Annotated in this window: 17 protein-coding genes; 15 read left to right on the forward strand and 2 right to left on the reverse strand. The window is 65.3% G+C overall.

The annotated features are described in order from the left end of the window. The first annotated feature begins 48 nt into the window (after positions 1 to 48). The 7 genes from AC1DOX_RS13615 to AC1DOX_RS13645 all read left to right on the forward strand — a co-directional run bounded on the left by AC1DOX_RS13615 (position 49) and on the right by AC1DOX_RS13645 (position 7186). Positions 49 to 1242: a CpaE/TadZ family protein gene (locus AC1DOX_RS13615; protein WP_441622294.1), complete on the forward strand. Its 1194-nt coding sequence runs from the start codon at positions 49 to 51 to the stop codon at positions 1240 to 1242. Positions 1243 to 1263: 21 nt separating this feature from the next. After that, positions 1264 to 2619: a TadA family conjugal transfer-associated ATPase gene (locus AC1DOX_RS13620; protein ID WP_441622296.1), complete on the forward strand. Its 1356-nt coding sequence runs from the start codon at positions 1264 to 1266 to the stop codon at positions 2617 to 2619. A 9-nt stretch (positions 2620 to 2628) separates the two neighbouring features. Beyond that, positions 2629 to 3606, forward strand: coding sequence for a type II secretion system F family protein (locus AC1DOX_RS13625; RefSeq protein WP_441622298.1), 978 nt, complete (start codon positions 2629 to 2631; stop codon positions 3604 to 3606). Positions 3607 to 3648: 42 nt separating this feature from the next. Next, positions 3649 to 4590 (forward strand): type II secretion system F family protein, encoded by a 942-nt coding sequence (locus AC1DOX_RS13630; RefSeq protein WP_441622300.1) that lies wholly within the window; start codon positions 3649 to 3651, stop codon positions 4588 to 4590. Positions 4591 to 4613: 23 nt separating this feature from the next. Beyond that, positions 4614 to 5066 (forward strand): TadE/TadG family type IV pilus assembly protein, encoded by a 453-nt coding sequence (locus tag AC1DOX_RS13635; RefSeq protein WP_441622302.1) that lies wholly within the window; start codon positions 4614 to 4616, stop codon positions 5064 to 5066. Positions 5067 to 5116: 50 nt separating this feature from the next. Continuing rightward, entirely contained in the window at positions 5117 to 6145 is a 1029-nt protein-coding gene (locus AC1DOX_RS13640; protein WP_441622304.1) for a TadG family pilus assembly protein, read from the forward strand. 252 nt (positions 6146 to 6397) lie between these two features. Continuing rightward, on the forward strand, positions 6398 to 7186 hold the full coding sequence (locus tag AC1DOX_RS13645) for a metallophosphoesterase (protein ID WP_441622306.1): 789 nt from the start codon (positions 6398 to 6400) through the stop codon (positions 7184 to 7186). Positions 7187 to 7330: 144 nt separating this feature from the next. Here the strand turns inward: AC1DOX_RS13645 and groL are convergent, their stop codons facing one another. Both groL and groES read right to left on the reverse strand, forming a co-directional pair. Continuing rightward, positions 7331 to 8974, reverse strand: a complete 1644-nt coding sequence (groL, locus tag AC1DOX_RS13650) for a chaperonin GroEL (protein ID WP_092136312.1) — start codon at positions 8972 to 8974, stop codon at positions 7331 to 7333. 39 nt (positions 8975 to 9013) lie between these two features. Continuing rightward, entirely contained in the window at positions 9014 to 9304 is a 291-nt protein-coding gene (groES, locus tag AC1DOX_RS13655) for a co-chaperone GroES (RefSeq protein ID WP_008644494.1), read from the reverse strand. Between the two features lie 244 nt (positions 9305 to 9548). Here groES and AC1DOX_RS13660 point away from each other — a divergent pair, with 244 nt between their 5' ends. The 8 genes from AC1DOX_RS13660 to AC1DOX_RS13695 all read left to right on the forward strand — a co-directional run bounded on the left by AC1DOX_RS13660 (position 9549) and on the right by AC1DOX_RS13695 (position 15197). Beyond that, complete coding sequence (locus AC1DOX_RS13660) at positions 9549 to 9884, forward strand: ArsR/SmtB family transcription factor (RefSeq protein WP_441622309.1); 336 nt, start codon at positions 9549 to 9551, stop codon at positions 9882 to 9884. Next, positions 9881 to 10393: an ArsI/CadI family heavy metal resistance metalloenzyme gene (locus AC1DOX_RS13665; protein WP_441622311.1), complete on the forward strand. Its 513-nt coding sequence runs from the start codon at positions 9881 to 9883 to the stop codon at positions 10391 to 10393. The genes AC1DOX_RS13660 and AC1DOX_RS13665 overlap by 4 nt, the downstream gene beginning before the upstream one ends. A 43-nt stretch (positions 10394 to 10436) precedes the next feature. Further along, the gene (locus tag AC1DOX_RS13670; RefSeq protein WP_441622398.1) at positions 10437 to 10931 is read left to right on the forward strand and encodes an arsenate reductase ArsC; all 495 of its coding nucleotides are present in this window, start codon (positions 10437 to 10439) and stop codon (positions 10929 to 10931) included. A 3-nt stretch (positions 10932 to 10934) separates the two neighbouring features. Then, on the forward strand, positions 10935 to 11651 hold the full coding sequence (locus AC1DOX_RS13675) for an aquaporin (RefSeq protein ID WP_441622313.1): 717 nt from the start codon (positions 10935 to 10937) through the stop codon (positions 11649 to 11651). A 49-nt stretch (positions 11652 to 11700) separates the two neighbouring features. Continuing rightward, positions 11701 to 12126, forward strand: a complete 426-nt coding sequence (arsC, locus tag AC1DOX_RS13680) for an arsenate reductase (glutaredoxin) (RefSeq protein ID WP_441622400.1) — start codon at positions 11701 to 11703, stop codon at positions 12124 to 12126. Then, positions 12123 to 12887: an arsenical resistance protein ArsH gene (gene arsH, locus AC1DOX_RS13685; protein WP_441622315.1), complete on the forward strand. Its 765-nt coding sequence runs from the start codon at positions 12123 to 12125 to the stop codon at positions 12885 to 12887. The genes arsC and arsH overlap by 4 nt, the downstream gene beginning before the upstream one ends. Positions 12888 to 12895: 8 nt before the next feature. After that, a complete protein-coding gene (locus tag AC1DOX_RS13690) occupies positions 12896 to 14107 on the forward strand; it encodes an MFS transporter (RefSeq protein ID WP_441622317.1) in 1212 nt (403 codons plus the stop codon). Positions 14108 to 14171: 64 nt separating this feature from the next. Further along, positions 14172 to 15197, forward strand: a complete 1026-nt coding sequence (locus AC1DOX_RS13695; protein WP_441622319.1) for a Bug family tripartite tricarboxylate transporter substrate binding protein — start codon at positions 14172 to 14174, stop codon at positions 15195 to 15197. Positions 15198 to 15225 lie beyond the last annotated feature (28 nt).

Genomic DNA, 15225 nt, shown 5'->3' on the forward strand with positions numbered 1-15225 from the left:
AGCGCGGCGCGCGACCGGCGCGCCGCATGACGCTTCCAGGAGCAGGCAATGGCCAAGATCGCCGTAGTATCCGCCGATGATTCGCACCTGCAGTATGTCGCGGGGATGATCGCGCAAACCGCCAACCACGTCGTGCAGCGCACACGGGCCACGCCGGCGCTGGCGCTGGCGCAGCCGGGGCTCACGCTGGGCACTGACCTGCTGATTCTCGACGCGCCGGACTTCGGCGCCGACGACATCGCCCAGTTGCGCCGCGTCACGTCCGAGCATCCGGAAACCCTGTGCATGCTGCTGACCGAGAGCCCCTCGGCCGACGTGCTGATGCGCGCGATGCGCGCCGGCGTGCAGTGCGTGCTGCCGTGGCCGCCCGACGCCCAGGAGTTTCGCGACGAGCTGCAGCGCTGCACCAGCCACGCACTCGGCACTGGCCGGGGCGATGGCCAGGTGCTGTCCTTCATCTCGTGCAAGGGCGGCAGCGGCACCACGTTTACCGCGGCCAATTTCGGCTACGTGCTGGCGGCCCGGCATCACAAGCGCGTGCTGCTCGTCGATCTGAGCCAGCAATACGGCGACGCGGCCTTTCTGGTGACGGACCAGACCCCGCCCGCCGCGCTGTCGGAGGTCTGCAAGCAGATCGAGCGGCTCGACGCGGCGCTGCTCGATGCCTGCGTGACCCACGTCTGCCCCCACTTCGACGTGCTGCCCGCCGCGGGCGATCCCGTCAAGGCGGGCGCGGTCAAGGCCGCGCACCTGGAGCGCATCCTGGCCGTGGCCCGTCAGCAATACGACGTGGTGATCTTCGACGTCGGCCAGGACATCAATCCCGCCTCGATCATGGTGCTGGACCACAGCAACCTGATCTACGCGGTGCTGCAACTCAACCTGTCGTACCTGCGCGCCGGCCGGCGGATGCGTGACATCTGCCATTCGCTGGGCTACCACGCCGAGCGCCTGCGCCTGGTGATCAACCGACACGACAAGCACGCGCCCATCGACCTGCGCACCATGGAAGAGTGTTTCGGCATCCGCGCCAGCCACGTGCTGCCGCACGATCCGGGCCCGGTACGCGACGCCGCCAACCAGGGCGTTCCCGTGCTGCAGCTGGCGGAGTCCAGCGCCATCGCGCGCGCACTGTCCGACATGGCGCGCCAGCTCTATCCCGAAGCGGCGCCCCGCCGCGACAGCCTGCTGCGCAAGCTCTTCGGCCAGGCCAGCCAGGTGCCGGCGCCGGCGCGCGCATAACCGATCCGAGTGGAGCGCATCATGTCATTGCGAGAGCAACTCTTCCAGCAAGCGGGCGAAGCCCTGCCGCAGCGCGTCACCAAGGCGAACGGGGCGGTCACCCAAGCCTACCAGCAGCTGGCGATGGAAATCCACCAGACCATTGTCGACCGCGTGGAACTGAGCCGGCTGCAGCACCTGACGCCAGAGCAGGTCAAGCGCGAGCTGGCCCAGTTGGTGGAACGCATCATCGACGAGGGCAACCACCCCGTCAACGAATCGGAGCGCCGCCGGCTGGTCTCCGACGTGCAGGACGAGATGCTGGGCTATGGCCCGCTTGAGCCCTTGCTGGCCGACCCGACCATCTCCGACATCCTGGTCAACACCGCCAAACAGGTGTATGTGGAGCGCCGCGGCAAGCTGGAACTGACCGACGTGACCTTCCTCGACGACGCCCACCTGCTGCGCGTGATCGAGAAGATGGTGTCGCGCATGGGCCGGCGCATCGACGAATCGAGCCCGATGGTCGACGCCCGCCTGCCGGATGGCTCGCGCATCAACGCGATCATCCCGCCGTCTGCCATCGACGGTCCGCTGCTGTCGATCCGCCGCTTCGCCGTGAATCCGCTGCAGGTGAAAGACCTGATCAACCTCTGCACGCTGACGCCCGAAATGGCGCAACTGCTGGAGGCGATGGTCCAGGCCAAGCTCAACATCCTGATCTCCGGCGGCACCGGCAGCGGCAAGACCACGCTGCTCAACATCCTGTCGGGGTTCATCCCCATCGATGAGCGCATCGTGACGATCGAGGATGCCGCCGAACTGCAACTGCGGCAAGACCACGTGCTGCGCCTGGAGACCCGCCCGGCCAACATCGAGGGCCGCGGCGAGATCACCCAGCGCGCGCTGGTGAAGAACGCGCTGCGGATGCGCCCCGACCGCATCATCCTGGGCGAAGTGCGCGGTGCGGAGGCGCTGGACATGCTGCACGCGATGAACACCGGCCACGAGGGCTCGCTGGCCACCGTCCACGCCAACACGCCGCGCGACGCGCTGACCCGCCTGGAAAACATGATCAGCATGGCCGGGCTGTCGTTGCCCACGCGCACCATGCGCCAGCAGATCACCTCGGCGCTGTCGGTGGTGGTACAGGTGTCGCGGCTCACGGATGGCCGCCGCAAGCTGGTCAGCGTGCAGGAGATCACCGGCATGGAAGGCGAGATCGTCAACATGCAAGAGATCTTCACGTTCCGCCGCAAGGGCGTAGAGCGTGACGGCCGCATCCGCGGGCACTTCTGCGCCACGGGCGTGCGGCCGAAGTTCTGCGAGCGGCTGCAGGCTTTCGGCATCCACCTTCCCGAGACACTTTTCGACCCCGCCGTGCTCCACGAGGTCTAGGAGAAGATCATGAACACCACGATGATCGGTTTCGCGCTGTCGGTGTTCGTCGCGATCGCGCTGGGCCTGCTGGGGGCCTACCAGTGGTGGAACCAGCACCACAGCCAGCGCGCGCGGCGTTTCAGCCATCGCGTGGAAGCCGCGCTGCTCAACAGCGCGGGCCACGGCCAGGACGCCGGCATCCTGAAGCAGCGCGTGCTGAGCGACTCGCCCACGTTCGCGCGGCTGCTGCGCCGCCTGCCGCGCGTCCACAGGCTGGACCTGATAATGCTGCAGTCGGGGCTGAACTGGTCGGTTGGGCGCTTCCTGGCGCTGACGCTGGCCATGCCGGTCATCGTCGGCATCGGGCTGTTCTCGCTCCACCCGCCCGGACTGGCGGTCGCGCTCATGGCCGGCGCCGCGGCCTCGCTGCCATTGCTCTATGTGCTCAGAAGGCGCGGCAAGCGCCTGGCCAGGCTCGAAGCGCAACTGCCCGAGGCGTCCGACATGCTCAGCCGCGCGCTGCGCGCCGGCCACTCGCTGCCAAGCGCGCTGGACATGGCCGGCCAGGAACTGCCGGCGCCCATCGGCACCGAGCTGTCGCTGGTCTTCAGCGAGGTGAACTACGGCATCTCCATGAACGACGCGCTGGCCGGCCTGACCGACCGCGTGCCGATCGAGGACCTGCGCTACCTGGTGATCGCCGTGCTAATCCAGCGTGAATCGGGCGGCAACCTTGCCGAGATCCTCGATAACGTCGGCGCCCTGATCCGCAAGCGGCTGCAGTTGCTGGACAAGGTACGCGTGCTGTCGGCCGAAGGCCGGCTCGGTGGCTGGATTCTGACGCTGCTGCCGGTGGTGGTGGGCGGCATCGTGTTCCAGATCAATCCGGAGCTGATGTCGACGCTCTGGACCGATCCGGCTGGCATCCAGATGCTCTGGTATTCCGTCGCCATGACCTGCGTGGGCATCATCTGGATGCGGCAGATCGTGCGCATCCATGTGTAGGCGCCCCCAAGCTACCGAGGCGGGAACTGATCCCGGACCACCATGCCAATCACCACGATCCTCCTGTTTGCCGCGACATTCGCCATCGTCTTCGGCGCCGTCTGGGTGGCCATGTCCGTCATGCGGCCAAGCACCGTGCAACGGCGTCTGGGGCAGATCCAGCGCGAGATCCCGGGCGCCGTGCCCCAGGACGACAATCGCGAATGGCTGCGCCAAATCGAGCGGCTGGCCCGGCCGCTGGCCCAGCTCTCGTTGCCGAAGGAAGGCTGGGAGAACTCGGCGTTGCGCACGCGCTTCATCCACGCCGGCTGGCGCGCGCCGGAGGCCATCCCCTTCTATTTCGGCGTCAAGACGCTGCTCGCCGCCGGCTTGCCGATGATCCTGTGGCCGGCGCTGGTCGGCCGCTTCGATGCCAGCCAGCAGTCCGAGTTCATGACCCTGTTGTTCGGCTCGGCGGTGATCGGCTTCTACCTGCCCAACTTCGTCCTGCGCTTCAAGGTGAAGCGCAGGCAGCGCGACATCTTCGAATCGTTCCCTGACAGCCTGGACCTGATCATGGTCTGCGTGGAAGCCGGGCTTGGCCTGGACGCCGCCATCCTGCGCGTAGTCGAGGAAATGCGGACGGCGCGGCCCGCCATGGCCGAGGAATACGAACTACTCACGCTGGAGTTGCGGGCCGGGTTGCCGCGCGAGAAGGCGCTGCGCAACCTGGCCGCCCGTACCGGCGTGGAAGACGTCAGCATGCTGGTGGCGATGCTGATCCAGGCCGACCGCTTCGGCACCAGCGTGGCGGATTCGCTGCGCGTGCATTCCGACATGCTCCGCACCAAGCGGCACATGCTGGCCGAGGAACGCGCCGCCAAGATCGGTACCAAGATCCTGTTCCCGCTGATCTTCTGCATCTTCCCGTCCCTATTCGTGGTGTTGCTCGGACCCGCCGCCATCCAGGTCATCACGGCGCTGCGCTCAGTTACCGCCAACTAGCGCTGCCTTTCGCAGGAGCCATCATGCGTCGCTTCGCCAATCGTCAAGGGGCACATCCCCGCCCACAGCCCCATCGGGTGGCCGGTGCCGCCGCCGTCGAGTTCGCGCTGATCTTTCCGCTGATCCTGTTCATCATCTTCGGCGCGATCGAGTTCGGCACCGCGCTCTACGACAAGGCGGTGATCACCAATGCCAGCCGCGAGGCAGCCCGCGCAGGCGTGGTGCTGAAATCGCCACCAATGACCAGCACCCAGATCAAGCAGGTGGCGCTCAACTATTGCCAGAACAAGCTGGTCACCTACGGCGCGGCGGCCACCTGCACCTTTCCGCTCACGGTCACGCCATGCGCGTCCACGGGCACGGCGCTGACGGTGCAGGTGGCGTACACCTTCAACGGCCTGCTGCTGGGCCCGCTGATCCGCCCCTTTACCGGCGCGCTCACGATCAACGCGCTGACCACCATGCTGTGCGAATGACCGCGCCAGCGGCCTTTGCTTCCCATCCGCCCATCCAGAAGAGGGACGCCATGCCAACACACAAGATCCTGCCGGGCAGCCGCTACCAGCGTGGCGCGGTCGGCATCATGATGCCGTTCATGCTGATCTCGGTGCTGTCCGTCGGCGCGCTGGCCATGGACGTCGCGCACCTGGTCATCGTGCGCAACGAACTCCAGAACGCCGCCGACGCCGCCGCCCTGGCCGGCGCCGCCGGCCTGTACCCGGCCAACCCTAATCCGGCCTGGACCAACGGCGTCACCAAGGGCACCAATGCCATCGCCCTGAACAAGGCTGCCGGCACGACGCTGGCCACCGGCACAGTGCAGGCCGGCTACTGGAACCTGACCGGCACGCCGGCCGGCTTGCAACCGCAAGACATTACGCCTGGCACCAATGACGTGCCCGCGGTGCAGGTAACCATCAGCCGCAGCGCCGGCAACAACGGCGGCCCCGTCGCCACGCTGCTGGCACAGGTCTTCGACGGCGGGGCCAAGGGCACGACGGCCACGGCGGTGGCCGTGCTTGCCGCGCCAGGCATCATCGGCAACGGCGGCCTCTTTCCCGTGGCGTTGAGCCAGTGCCTGTACAACTACTACTGGAACAGCGCGACCAACCAGCCGAAGATCGACCCGGCCACCAACAAGCCCTACCTGTTCCGCATCGGCTCGGCGTACCACTATGGGCTGTGCGAGTCGGGCCAGTGGACTACCTTCACGTCCACCGACAACAGTGCCACCGCCACCCGCGACCTGATCCTCAACGGAAATCCCGCGCCCGTGGCGATCGGCGACCAGATCTGGATACAGGACGGCACCAAGACGTCGAACTACAACTTCATCACCGTCAACAAGGACTACGTGATGCCGGTGACCAATTCGCTGAACGCCGGGTCGCAGGGCCCGATCACCGCCTTCGCCGCGTTCCACGTCACCGCCGCAGTGGGCGGCAGCGGCAAATACATCGAAGGGTATTTCATCCCCAACTACAAGGTCACCAACAGTGGCGGCGGCGTGGGACCGTACTACGGGGCTTACGTCCCGCCGCGCCTGGCCAAATAACGCGGACAGGAGCCAATGGCACGATGGCGCCGCCCCTTTTGGGGGGGAGCTGACCGCCCCAGGCGTGATCGGCCCCTCACGGTGCCCCCCATGAAGCACCGCCGAGGCCCCCTTGGCTCCTCTTTTGCAGCCCGGTCTTGACCGGGCTGTCTTTTTTTTGAAGAATCGGTCGCTAGCCACCCCGGCACAGGCGACGCCCCGCCCCACGGCATCTGGCGCGCCCGCCGCCACGACGCCCCGTCAGGAGCCCCCATGAAGCTGCGCGTCCTCAGCGATATCCACCTGGAACACGACACGCCCGAGACGGTGCCGGACTGCGCCGCCGATCTCGTCATCCTGGCCGGCGACATCGCCAATGGCCGCGATGGCATCGACTGGGCCGCGCGCACCTTCGACGCGCCCGTGGTCTACGTGCCCGGCAATCACGAGTACTACGAAAGCAACTTCGAAGCGGTGGATCAGCAAATGGCCGAGGCCGCCGCCGAATGCCCCAATGTCGCGCTGCTCAACGGGTCCGTGGCCGAGTTTGCCGATAGCGACGGCCGGCCGGTCCGCGTGATCGGCACCACCTGGTGGACCGACTACTGCCTGTACGGCGCCGATCGTGCAGGCGAAGCCATGCAGGCGTGCGCCGGCGTGATGGTGGATCATCGCCTGATCGAGACGGCCGATGTCGAGGGCCATTGCCGGATCTTCACGCCCGCCGACGCGCTGGGGCGCCACCGCGCCGCCACCGCCTGGCTGGCGGACACGCTCGCGCGACCATTCGACGGCAAGACCGTGGTCGTCACGCACCACGGCCCCGACCTGGGCAGCCTGGACCCGCGCTACGCGCACGACATCGTCTCCGCCGGCTTCCTGTCGCGACGCCCGGATCTGGTGGCGCAGGCCGACCTCTGGATCCACGGGCATACCCACACGGGCTTCGATTACTGGATCGACCATTCACGCGTGGTCTGCAATCCGCGCGGCTATATCTCGCGCCGCACCGGCGTGCCAGAGAATGCGGCGTTCGACTGGATGCGCGTGGTCGAGGTTTGAGGGATAAGTACAACTGGTACGGCAAGGCCGCGCGACAACGCCAAAATCTTTTCGAGGCGACCTCCAAATGAAAAAACCCCCGCGGGTTCGCACCCGCGGGGGTCTTGTCAGACAGGCTGAATGGCTTCAGCAGTCCGGCATCAATTACATCATGCCGTCCATGCCGCCCATGCCGCCCATGCCGCCCGGCATTGCCGGAGCGGATTCTTCCTTCGGCGATTCAGCCACGGCGCAGTCCGTGGTCAGCATCAGCGATGCGACCGAAGCGGCGTTCTGCAGCGCGGTGCGGGTCACCTTGGTCGGGTCCAGCACGCCCATTTCCACCAGGTCGCCGTACTCGCCGGAGGCAGCGTTGTAACCGTAGTTACCCTTGCCTTCGATGACCTTGGCCACCACGACGGAAGCTTCTTCACCAGCGTTCAGCACGATCTGGCGCAGCGGCTCTTCCATGGCGCGCAGCACGATCTTGATACCGGCGTTCTGGTCGGCGTTGTCGCCGTTCAGGCCAGCGATCGCAGCGCGGGCACGCAGCAGGGCCACACCGCCGCCGGGGACGATACCTTCTTCCACGGCTGCGCGGGTCGCGTGCAGTGCATCTTCCACGCGGGCCTTCTTTTCCTTCATTTCGACTTCGGTGGCAGCGCCAACCTTGATCACGGCAACACCGCCGGCCAGCTTGGCCACGCGCTCTTGCAGCTTTTCACGGTCGTAGTCCGAGGTCGCTTCTTCGATCTGCGCGCGGATTTGCTTCACGCGGGCTTCGATGTTGGCAGCGTCGCCGAAGCCATCGATGATGATGGTGTTTTCCTTGCCGATCTCGATGCGCTTGGCCTGGCCCAGATCGTTCAGGGTCGCCTTTTCCAGCGTCAGGCCGACTTCTTCAGCGATCACGGTACCGCCGGTCAGGATGGCGATGTCTTCCAGCATGGCCTTGCGGCGGTCGCCGAAGCCCGGAGCCTTCACGGCGGCGGTCTTCAGGATGCCACGGATGTTGTTCACCACCAGGGTCGCCAGGGCTTCGCCTTCGACGTCTTCAGCGATGATCAGCAGCGGGCGGCTCGACTTGGCCACTTGCTCCAGCACCGGCAGCAGGTCACGGATGTTCGACACCTTCTTGTCGAACAGCAGCACGTACGGGCTGTCCAGGGCAACAACCTGCTTTTCCGGGTTGTTGATGAAGTACGGCGACAGGTAGCCGCGGTCGAACTGCATGCCTTCCACGACTTCCAGCTCGTCGGCCAGCGACTTGCCGTCTTCCACGGTGATCACGCCTTCCTTGCCGACCTTGTCCATGGCTTCGGCGATGCGCTCGCCGATGGAGTTGTCGCTGTTGGCCGAGATCGCGCCAACCTGGGCGATTTCCTTGCTGGTGGTGGTCGGCTTGGACAGCTTCTTCAGCTCTTCCACGGCAGCGCCGACAGCCTTGTCGATGCCGCGCTTCAGGTCCATCGGGTTCATGCCGGCGGCCACGAACTTCATGCCTTCGCGCACGATCGACTGGGCCAGCACGGTAGCGGTGGTGGTACCGTCACCGGCGTTGTCGCTGGTCTTGGAAGCCACTTCCTTGACCATTTGCGCGCCCATGTTCTGGAGCTTGTCCTTCAGTTCGATTTCCTTGGCCACGGACACACCGTCCTTGGTCACGGTCGGGCCGCCGAAGCTGCGCTCCAGCACCACGTTGCGACCCTTCGGGCCCAGGGTCACCTTCACTGCGTTGGCGAGAATGTTCACGCCTTCAACCATCTTGGCACGGGCGGCGTCGCCAAACACTACGTCTTTTGCTGCCATGTTCTGATTCTCCTGAATTCGGTTCGGTGGACGCGTGGATTACTTGTTGACCACGGCCATGATGTCTTCTTCGCGCATGACCAGCAGTTCCTGGCCATCCACCTTCACGCCCTGGCCGGCGTACTTGCCGAACAGCACGCGATCACCCACCTTGACGTCGAGGGCGATGTTGTTGCCCTTGTCATCCTTCTTGCCGGGGCCGATGGCGAGGACTTCGCCTTGATCGGGCTTCTCGGCAGCATTGTCGGGAATCACGATGCCGGATGCGGTCTTGGTTTCATTGTCCAGACGCTTCACGATCACACGGTCGTGCAGAGGACGCAGGTTCATACGGACTCCTAATACAAAAAGTGAGTTTTGATTCACAAATGGCCGTCAAAGTGGGACGGCCATCGGGTTTTCGGGGCACCGCGAGGGCTGTTAGCACTCACCCCCAGCGAGTGCTAATTATAGGGACGGGGGTTCGCGTTTTCAAGACGACACCTGAATACGGGTTTTCCCGGGGCCCCACGAAAGGAGGTGCCGGGATGCATGGGAGATTGCCTGATTTCCATGATTCGACTATATTCGAAACATGGAAACCGATAACGCACTTGAAGCGCTTGCCGCGCTCGCTCACGCCGTCCGCCTGGCCGTGTTCCGCCTGCTCGTGCAGGCCGGCCCAGAGGGCCTGCCTGCCGGACGCATCGCCGAACTGATGGAGATGCCAGCGTCGTCGCTGTCCTTCCATCTGAAGGAACTGCACCGGGCCAGCCTGCTGGCCAGCCGCCAGGACGGCCGATCCATCATCTACATGGCTCGCTTCGAGACCATGAACGCCTTGATTGGCTATCTCACAGAAAACTGCTGCGGCGGGAATCTGTGCTCGCCGGTCACCGGCTGTGCCGTTACCTCGGAGTCCCAATCATGAAGCGCTTCCACGTTCACGTCAGCGTGGCCGACCTGTCGGCCAGCATCCGTTATTACTCCGCGCTGTTCGCCGCCGAGCCGAGCGTTGTCAAGGACGACTACGCGAAATGGATGCTCGAAGACCCTCGCGTGAACTTCGCCATTTCCGCACGGGGCGCGGCGCCCGGTGTGGATCACCTCGGATTCCAGACCGACGACGCCGCCGAACTGGCGGAGCTGAAGTCGCGTGCCGAGGCTGCCGACATGGCGCGGCTCGACGAAGGCGAGACGACCTGCTGCTATGCCCGCAGCGACAAATACTGGCTCACCGATCCGCAAGGCATCGCTTGGGAACACTTCCACACGCTTGGCAATGTGCCGGTGTATGGAGAGTCCCGCCAGGTCGAGGCCACGTCGGCGGAATCCGCATGCTGTGCCCCGCGAGCCCCAAAGGGAAAGCCCATCGGCGTCGCGGTCACGTCCAAACCCGTCGCCCTCCAGAAAGCCGTGCGGGACATCGGAAAGAGCTGACCGCATCTCGCTCGCCAGACCCCTATTTTTGTTTGCCGCCCCCATGACCACTAACGTCCTGATTCTCTGTACCCACAATTCCGCACGCAGCTTGCTCAGCGAAGGCATGCTGAACCATCTTGCCAAGCAATTTGGCCGCGACGTGCGCGCCTACAGCGCCGGCAGCTCGCCAAGCGGCCGCATCAACCCGTTCGCCGTCGACGTGCTACGCGAAGCCGGGGTCGACGTAAGCGAGTTCCGTAGCAAGAACTGGGACGAATTCGTCGCCGAAGGCGCGCCCAAGATGCGCATTGTCATCACCGTCTGCGATAGCGCCGCCGAAGAGGAATGCCCCTATTGGCCCGGCAGCCCGGTCAAGGTGCACTGGGGCTATCCGGACCCGTCGAATACGGAAGGCAGAGACGAGAAGAAGCGGCTCGCGTTCGAACTGACGCGGCAGGCCATCGCCTACCGGATGCTGCAGTTGCTGCTGCTGCCGATCGATGAGATGACCGACGCGGAGTTGCAAGAGACCCTGCAGCGTCTCGCGCGGAGCTAGTTCATGACGAAAATTGATCTGCCACGCCAGCTCGCCGGGGAACTCATCGGTACGGCGCTGCTGCTTGCGGTGGTCATCGGCTCAGGCATCATGGCCGAGCGGTTGGCGGGCGGGAACGTTGCCGTTGCGCTGTTGGCCAACACGCTGGCCACGGTCGGTGGACTTTACGTGCTCATCGAGGTGTTCGGCCCCGTCAGCGGTGCCCATTTCAATCCGGCGGTCAGCATGGTGATGGCGTTCAGGGGCGAATTGCCGGGATCTGCCTTGGTGCCATACATCTTCGCCCAGTTGACCGGCGCGCTACTGGGTGCCTGGCTGGCACATGCCATGTTCGACGTCAGCATCCTTCAGCTCTCGTCCAAGCTCCGCAGTGGGCCGGGCCAATGGATCGCGGAGGCCGTGGCGACGGCCGGGCTAATCCTGGTCATCCTGCGCGCACCGGACGGGCGGGCACCGGCCATGGTAGCCAGCTACATCGGCGCGGCCTACTGGTTCACTGCTTCCACCTCCTTCGCCAATCCGGCAGCCGCATTCGGACGGATGTTCAGTGACAGCTTTGCAGGCATCGCACCAACAAGCGTGCCCGGATTCATGCTCGCGGAATTGATCGGCGCAGGTATCGGGCTGCTGGTTCACGCCGCCTTGCTGCCACGCCCAGATGCGCCCGGACATCCGAACGTCATCGAGGCATCTGGCCAGCACGCGACGCGCGATGATTGATACGGCAGCTGGCAAGTGGTACGAGGCCAACCCCAACCAAGGAAACCTGATGTTTGTCACGATCTACCACAACCCTGAATGCGGAACGTCGCGCAACACGTTGGCGATGATCCGCAATGCGGGTATTGAGCCCGAGGTCATCGAGTATCTGATGACACCGCCCTCGCGTGCGCAATTGCGGCAGATGATCGCGCAAGCGGGCCTGACCGTGCGGGAAGCGATTCGCGAGAAAGGCACGCCGTACGCGGAACTGGGCCTCGCCGATCCGGCATTGACCGACGATCAGTTGCTCGACGCGATGCTCGCGCATCCGATCCTGATCAACCGTCCTTTCGTGGTGACTGAGCGCGGCGCCCGGCTTTGCCGACCGTCGGAACTCGTGCTCGACATCCTGCCGTCGCCGCAGCAAGGTCCTTTCACCAAGGAGGATGGCGAGGTCGTGATCGATGCGCAGGGCCAGAGGGTCACGCGATGACAGCTGCCTTGCCCAACGTCGTGTCGTCGGTGCTGGACACGCCTGACTTGCAGAAGCTCGAACCCGCGCGCGTCAGTACGCACCCGCCGCGCATCCTGCTGCTCTATGGCTCGCTGCGCGCGACGTCCTACAGCCGGCTGTTGACGCTGGAAGCGGAGCGCATCCTCCAACACTTCGGCGCCGAGACGCGCGTGTTCGACCCCCACGGCCTGCCGGTGACCGACAGCGTGCCCGCCGACCATCCGAAGGTCGTGGAGCTGCGCAAGCTATCCGAATGGTCCGAGGGTCAGGTCTGGTGCAGCCCGGAGCGCCACGGCACGCTGACGGCGGTCTTCAAGAATCAGATCGACTGGCTGCCGCTGGAAAACGCCGGCATCCGGCCGACGCAGGGCCGCACGCTGGCGGTGATGCAAGTCTGCGGGGGCTCGCAATCGTTCAATGCGGTCAACGCGCTGCGCGTGCTGGGCCGCTGGATGCGGATGGTGACGATCCCGAACCAGTCGTCGGTGGCCAAGGCGTACCAGGAATTCGACACGTCCGGCCGCATGAAGCCCTCTTCCTACTACGACCGCGTGGTCGATGTGATGGAGGAACTGTACAAGTTCACGCTGCTGGTCCGCGACCGGTCCGACTATCTGACCGACCGCTACAGCGAGCGCAAGGAAGCGGCCCCGGCGCGCGCGGCGGCGTTGGCTGCTGCGGCGATGGACCACGAGAGGCACGCGGCCGACGCAGACACCGACGACGGCGAAGTCGAGTAGGACAGAACATGGCGAACTCGCCGACTGGCAGTCTCGTGGCCCGACTTGGGGCCGCGCAAACGCTCGCATGGGCGTCCTCCTACTATCTGGTGGCAATGCTGGCCGTGCCCATGGCGCGGGACACGGGGGTAGCCGTGCCCACGGTCTTCGCGGCATTCAGCGCGGCGCTGGTTATCTCCGCGCTGCTCGGACCATACGCCGGGCGACTGATCGACCGTCTGGGAGGACGGCCGGTGCTGCTCGGCACCAGCCTCGTATTCGCAGCGGGGCTCGCCGGCCTCGGGTTCGCGCGGGAGGCCGTCGCCTTGTTCGCAGCGTGGCTGATCCTCGGCATCGGCATGGGCAGCGGCCTTTACGAAGCCGCTTTCGCGACGCTGGTGCGCCTGTACGGCACGCGTTCGCGCAACGCCATCACCGGCATCACGCTGATCGCCGGCTTCGCGAGCACGGTTGGCTGGCCCCTCTCCTCCTATCTCGAGGGCCACTACGGCTGGCGCGTGGCTTGCTTCGTGTGGGCGGCGTTGCACTTGACGCTCGGCCTGGCGCTCAATGCCAGCCTGCCGCGTGCCGGGGAAGAGCTGGCTCCAAAAAGCGCCGTGCAGACCGCGAGCCCCGGTGGCGCCGATCTGGCCGCCCCCACCAATCCCGGGCCGATGGCGACCTATGCGCTGGCCTTCGTGTTCGCGGCGACGTGGTTTATCAGCACGGCCATGGCGGCGCACCTGCCTCGGCTGCTGCAGGCCGGCGGCGCGACACTGGCCACCGCCGTGATGGTCGGCGCGCTGATCGGTCCCTCGCAGGTGGGCGCCCGTCTGCTCGAATTCGGCCTGCTGCGCAAGGTCCATCCACTGCTGTCGGCACGGCTTGCCGCGTCGCTGCACCCGGTGGGCGCGGCGGCCTTCGTGATCATCGGCGCACCGGCGGCCACGCTGTTCGGCGTGTTGCATGGCGCAGGCAATGGCATCCTGACCATCGCGAAGGGGACGCTGCCGCTCGTTATCTTCGGTCCGCACGGGTATGGGCATCGTCAGGGCCTGCTGATGGTGCCGGCACGCATCGCCCAAGCGCTGGCGCCGTGGCTGTTCGGCATCTGCATCGACCTCTGGGGCGCGCAAGCGCTGTGGGTGTCGGGCGGATTGGGACTCGCAGCCACCGGCGCGCTGTTTGCCATTCACTCGGCGACGACCAAGCCAGCGGCGCGCGTTGCCGCTGCCGAATAGCGCCTCCCGACCCGAACGCATTCACGCACGTTGGCACGGACGTTGCTTCCCAGTCCACCACTACATGGTGGTTTCAGACTATTGGAGTCTGATTTTTTGGGAGCGTCGGATGAAGAAGAAGATTGTGCGCGGGGCAGCCTTGGCGCTGTCCATTTGCGTACTGGCATTCAGTGCTGGTACCGCGTTGGCGCAGGCATACCCATCCAGGACGATCAGGCTGGTGGTGCCTTTTCCGCCGGCCGGCGCCACGGATGTCCTGGGCAGGGCGATTGCCCAGAAGCTGTCCGAAGGACTGGGTCAACCGGTGGTGGTGGAGAACCGGCCTGGTGCAGGCAGCACCATAGGTTCGGACATCGTTGCAAAGGCGGCGCCCGATGGCTACACGCTGTTGCTGGCGTCCGGCTCGCTGGCCATCGCATCCAACCTCTACACCAAACTCAGCTTCGACGTTCTGAAAAGCTTCACGCCGATCTCGCTGGTGGGCCACGTACCCCATATGCTGGTCGTGAACCCTTCAGTGCCAGCGAATTCGGTCAAGGAACTGGTCGCGCTGGCCAAGGCCAGGCCCGGACAGCTGAGCGCCGCATCGCAAGGTAATGGCACGCTGTCCCACCTTGAACTGGAAATGTTCAAGATTTCCACCGGCGCCGACATGCTGCATGTCCCGTATAAAGGCAGCAATAACGTCATGCCCGATCTACTTGCCGGCAATGTCTCGGTGTTCTTCGACAGCGTGCCTTCTTCCATGCCCCTGGTGAAGAGCGGCAAGCTCAAGGCGCTGGGTATCGTAGGGACCAAGCGCTTGCCCACGAGCCCGGATATTCCGACACTCGCCGAAGCCGGCCTTCCCGGGTTCGAAATCAAGAACTGGTTCGCGCTACTTGCGCCCGCCGGCACCCCCGGCGAGATTGTGGAGTTGCTCAATGCGCAGATGCAAAAGGCCGTTGCCTCGCCGGAGCTTGCTGCGCGATTGGCCGACCAGGGGGTCATCCTGGAAGGCAGCACGCCAAAGCAGCTGGCCGCAATGATGCAATCCGACGTCGCAAAATGGGGCAAGATCGTGAAGAGCGCAAATGTGCACCTGAATTGAACGCGGCGGGTACGAAGGAAAGCAGCCC

Source organism: Cupriavidus sp. 01L415 (assembly GCF_056400065.1).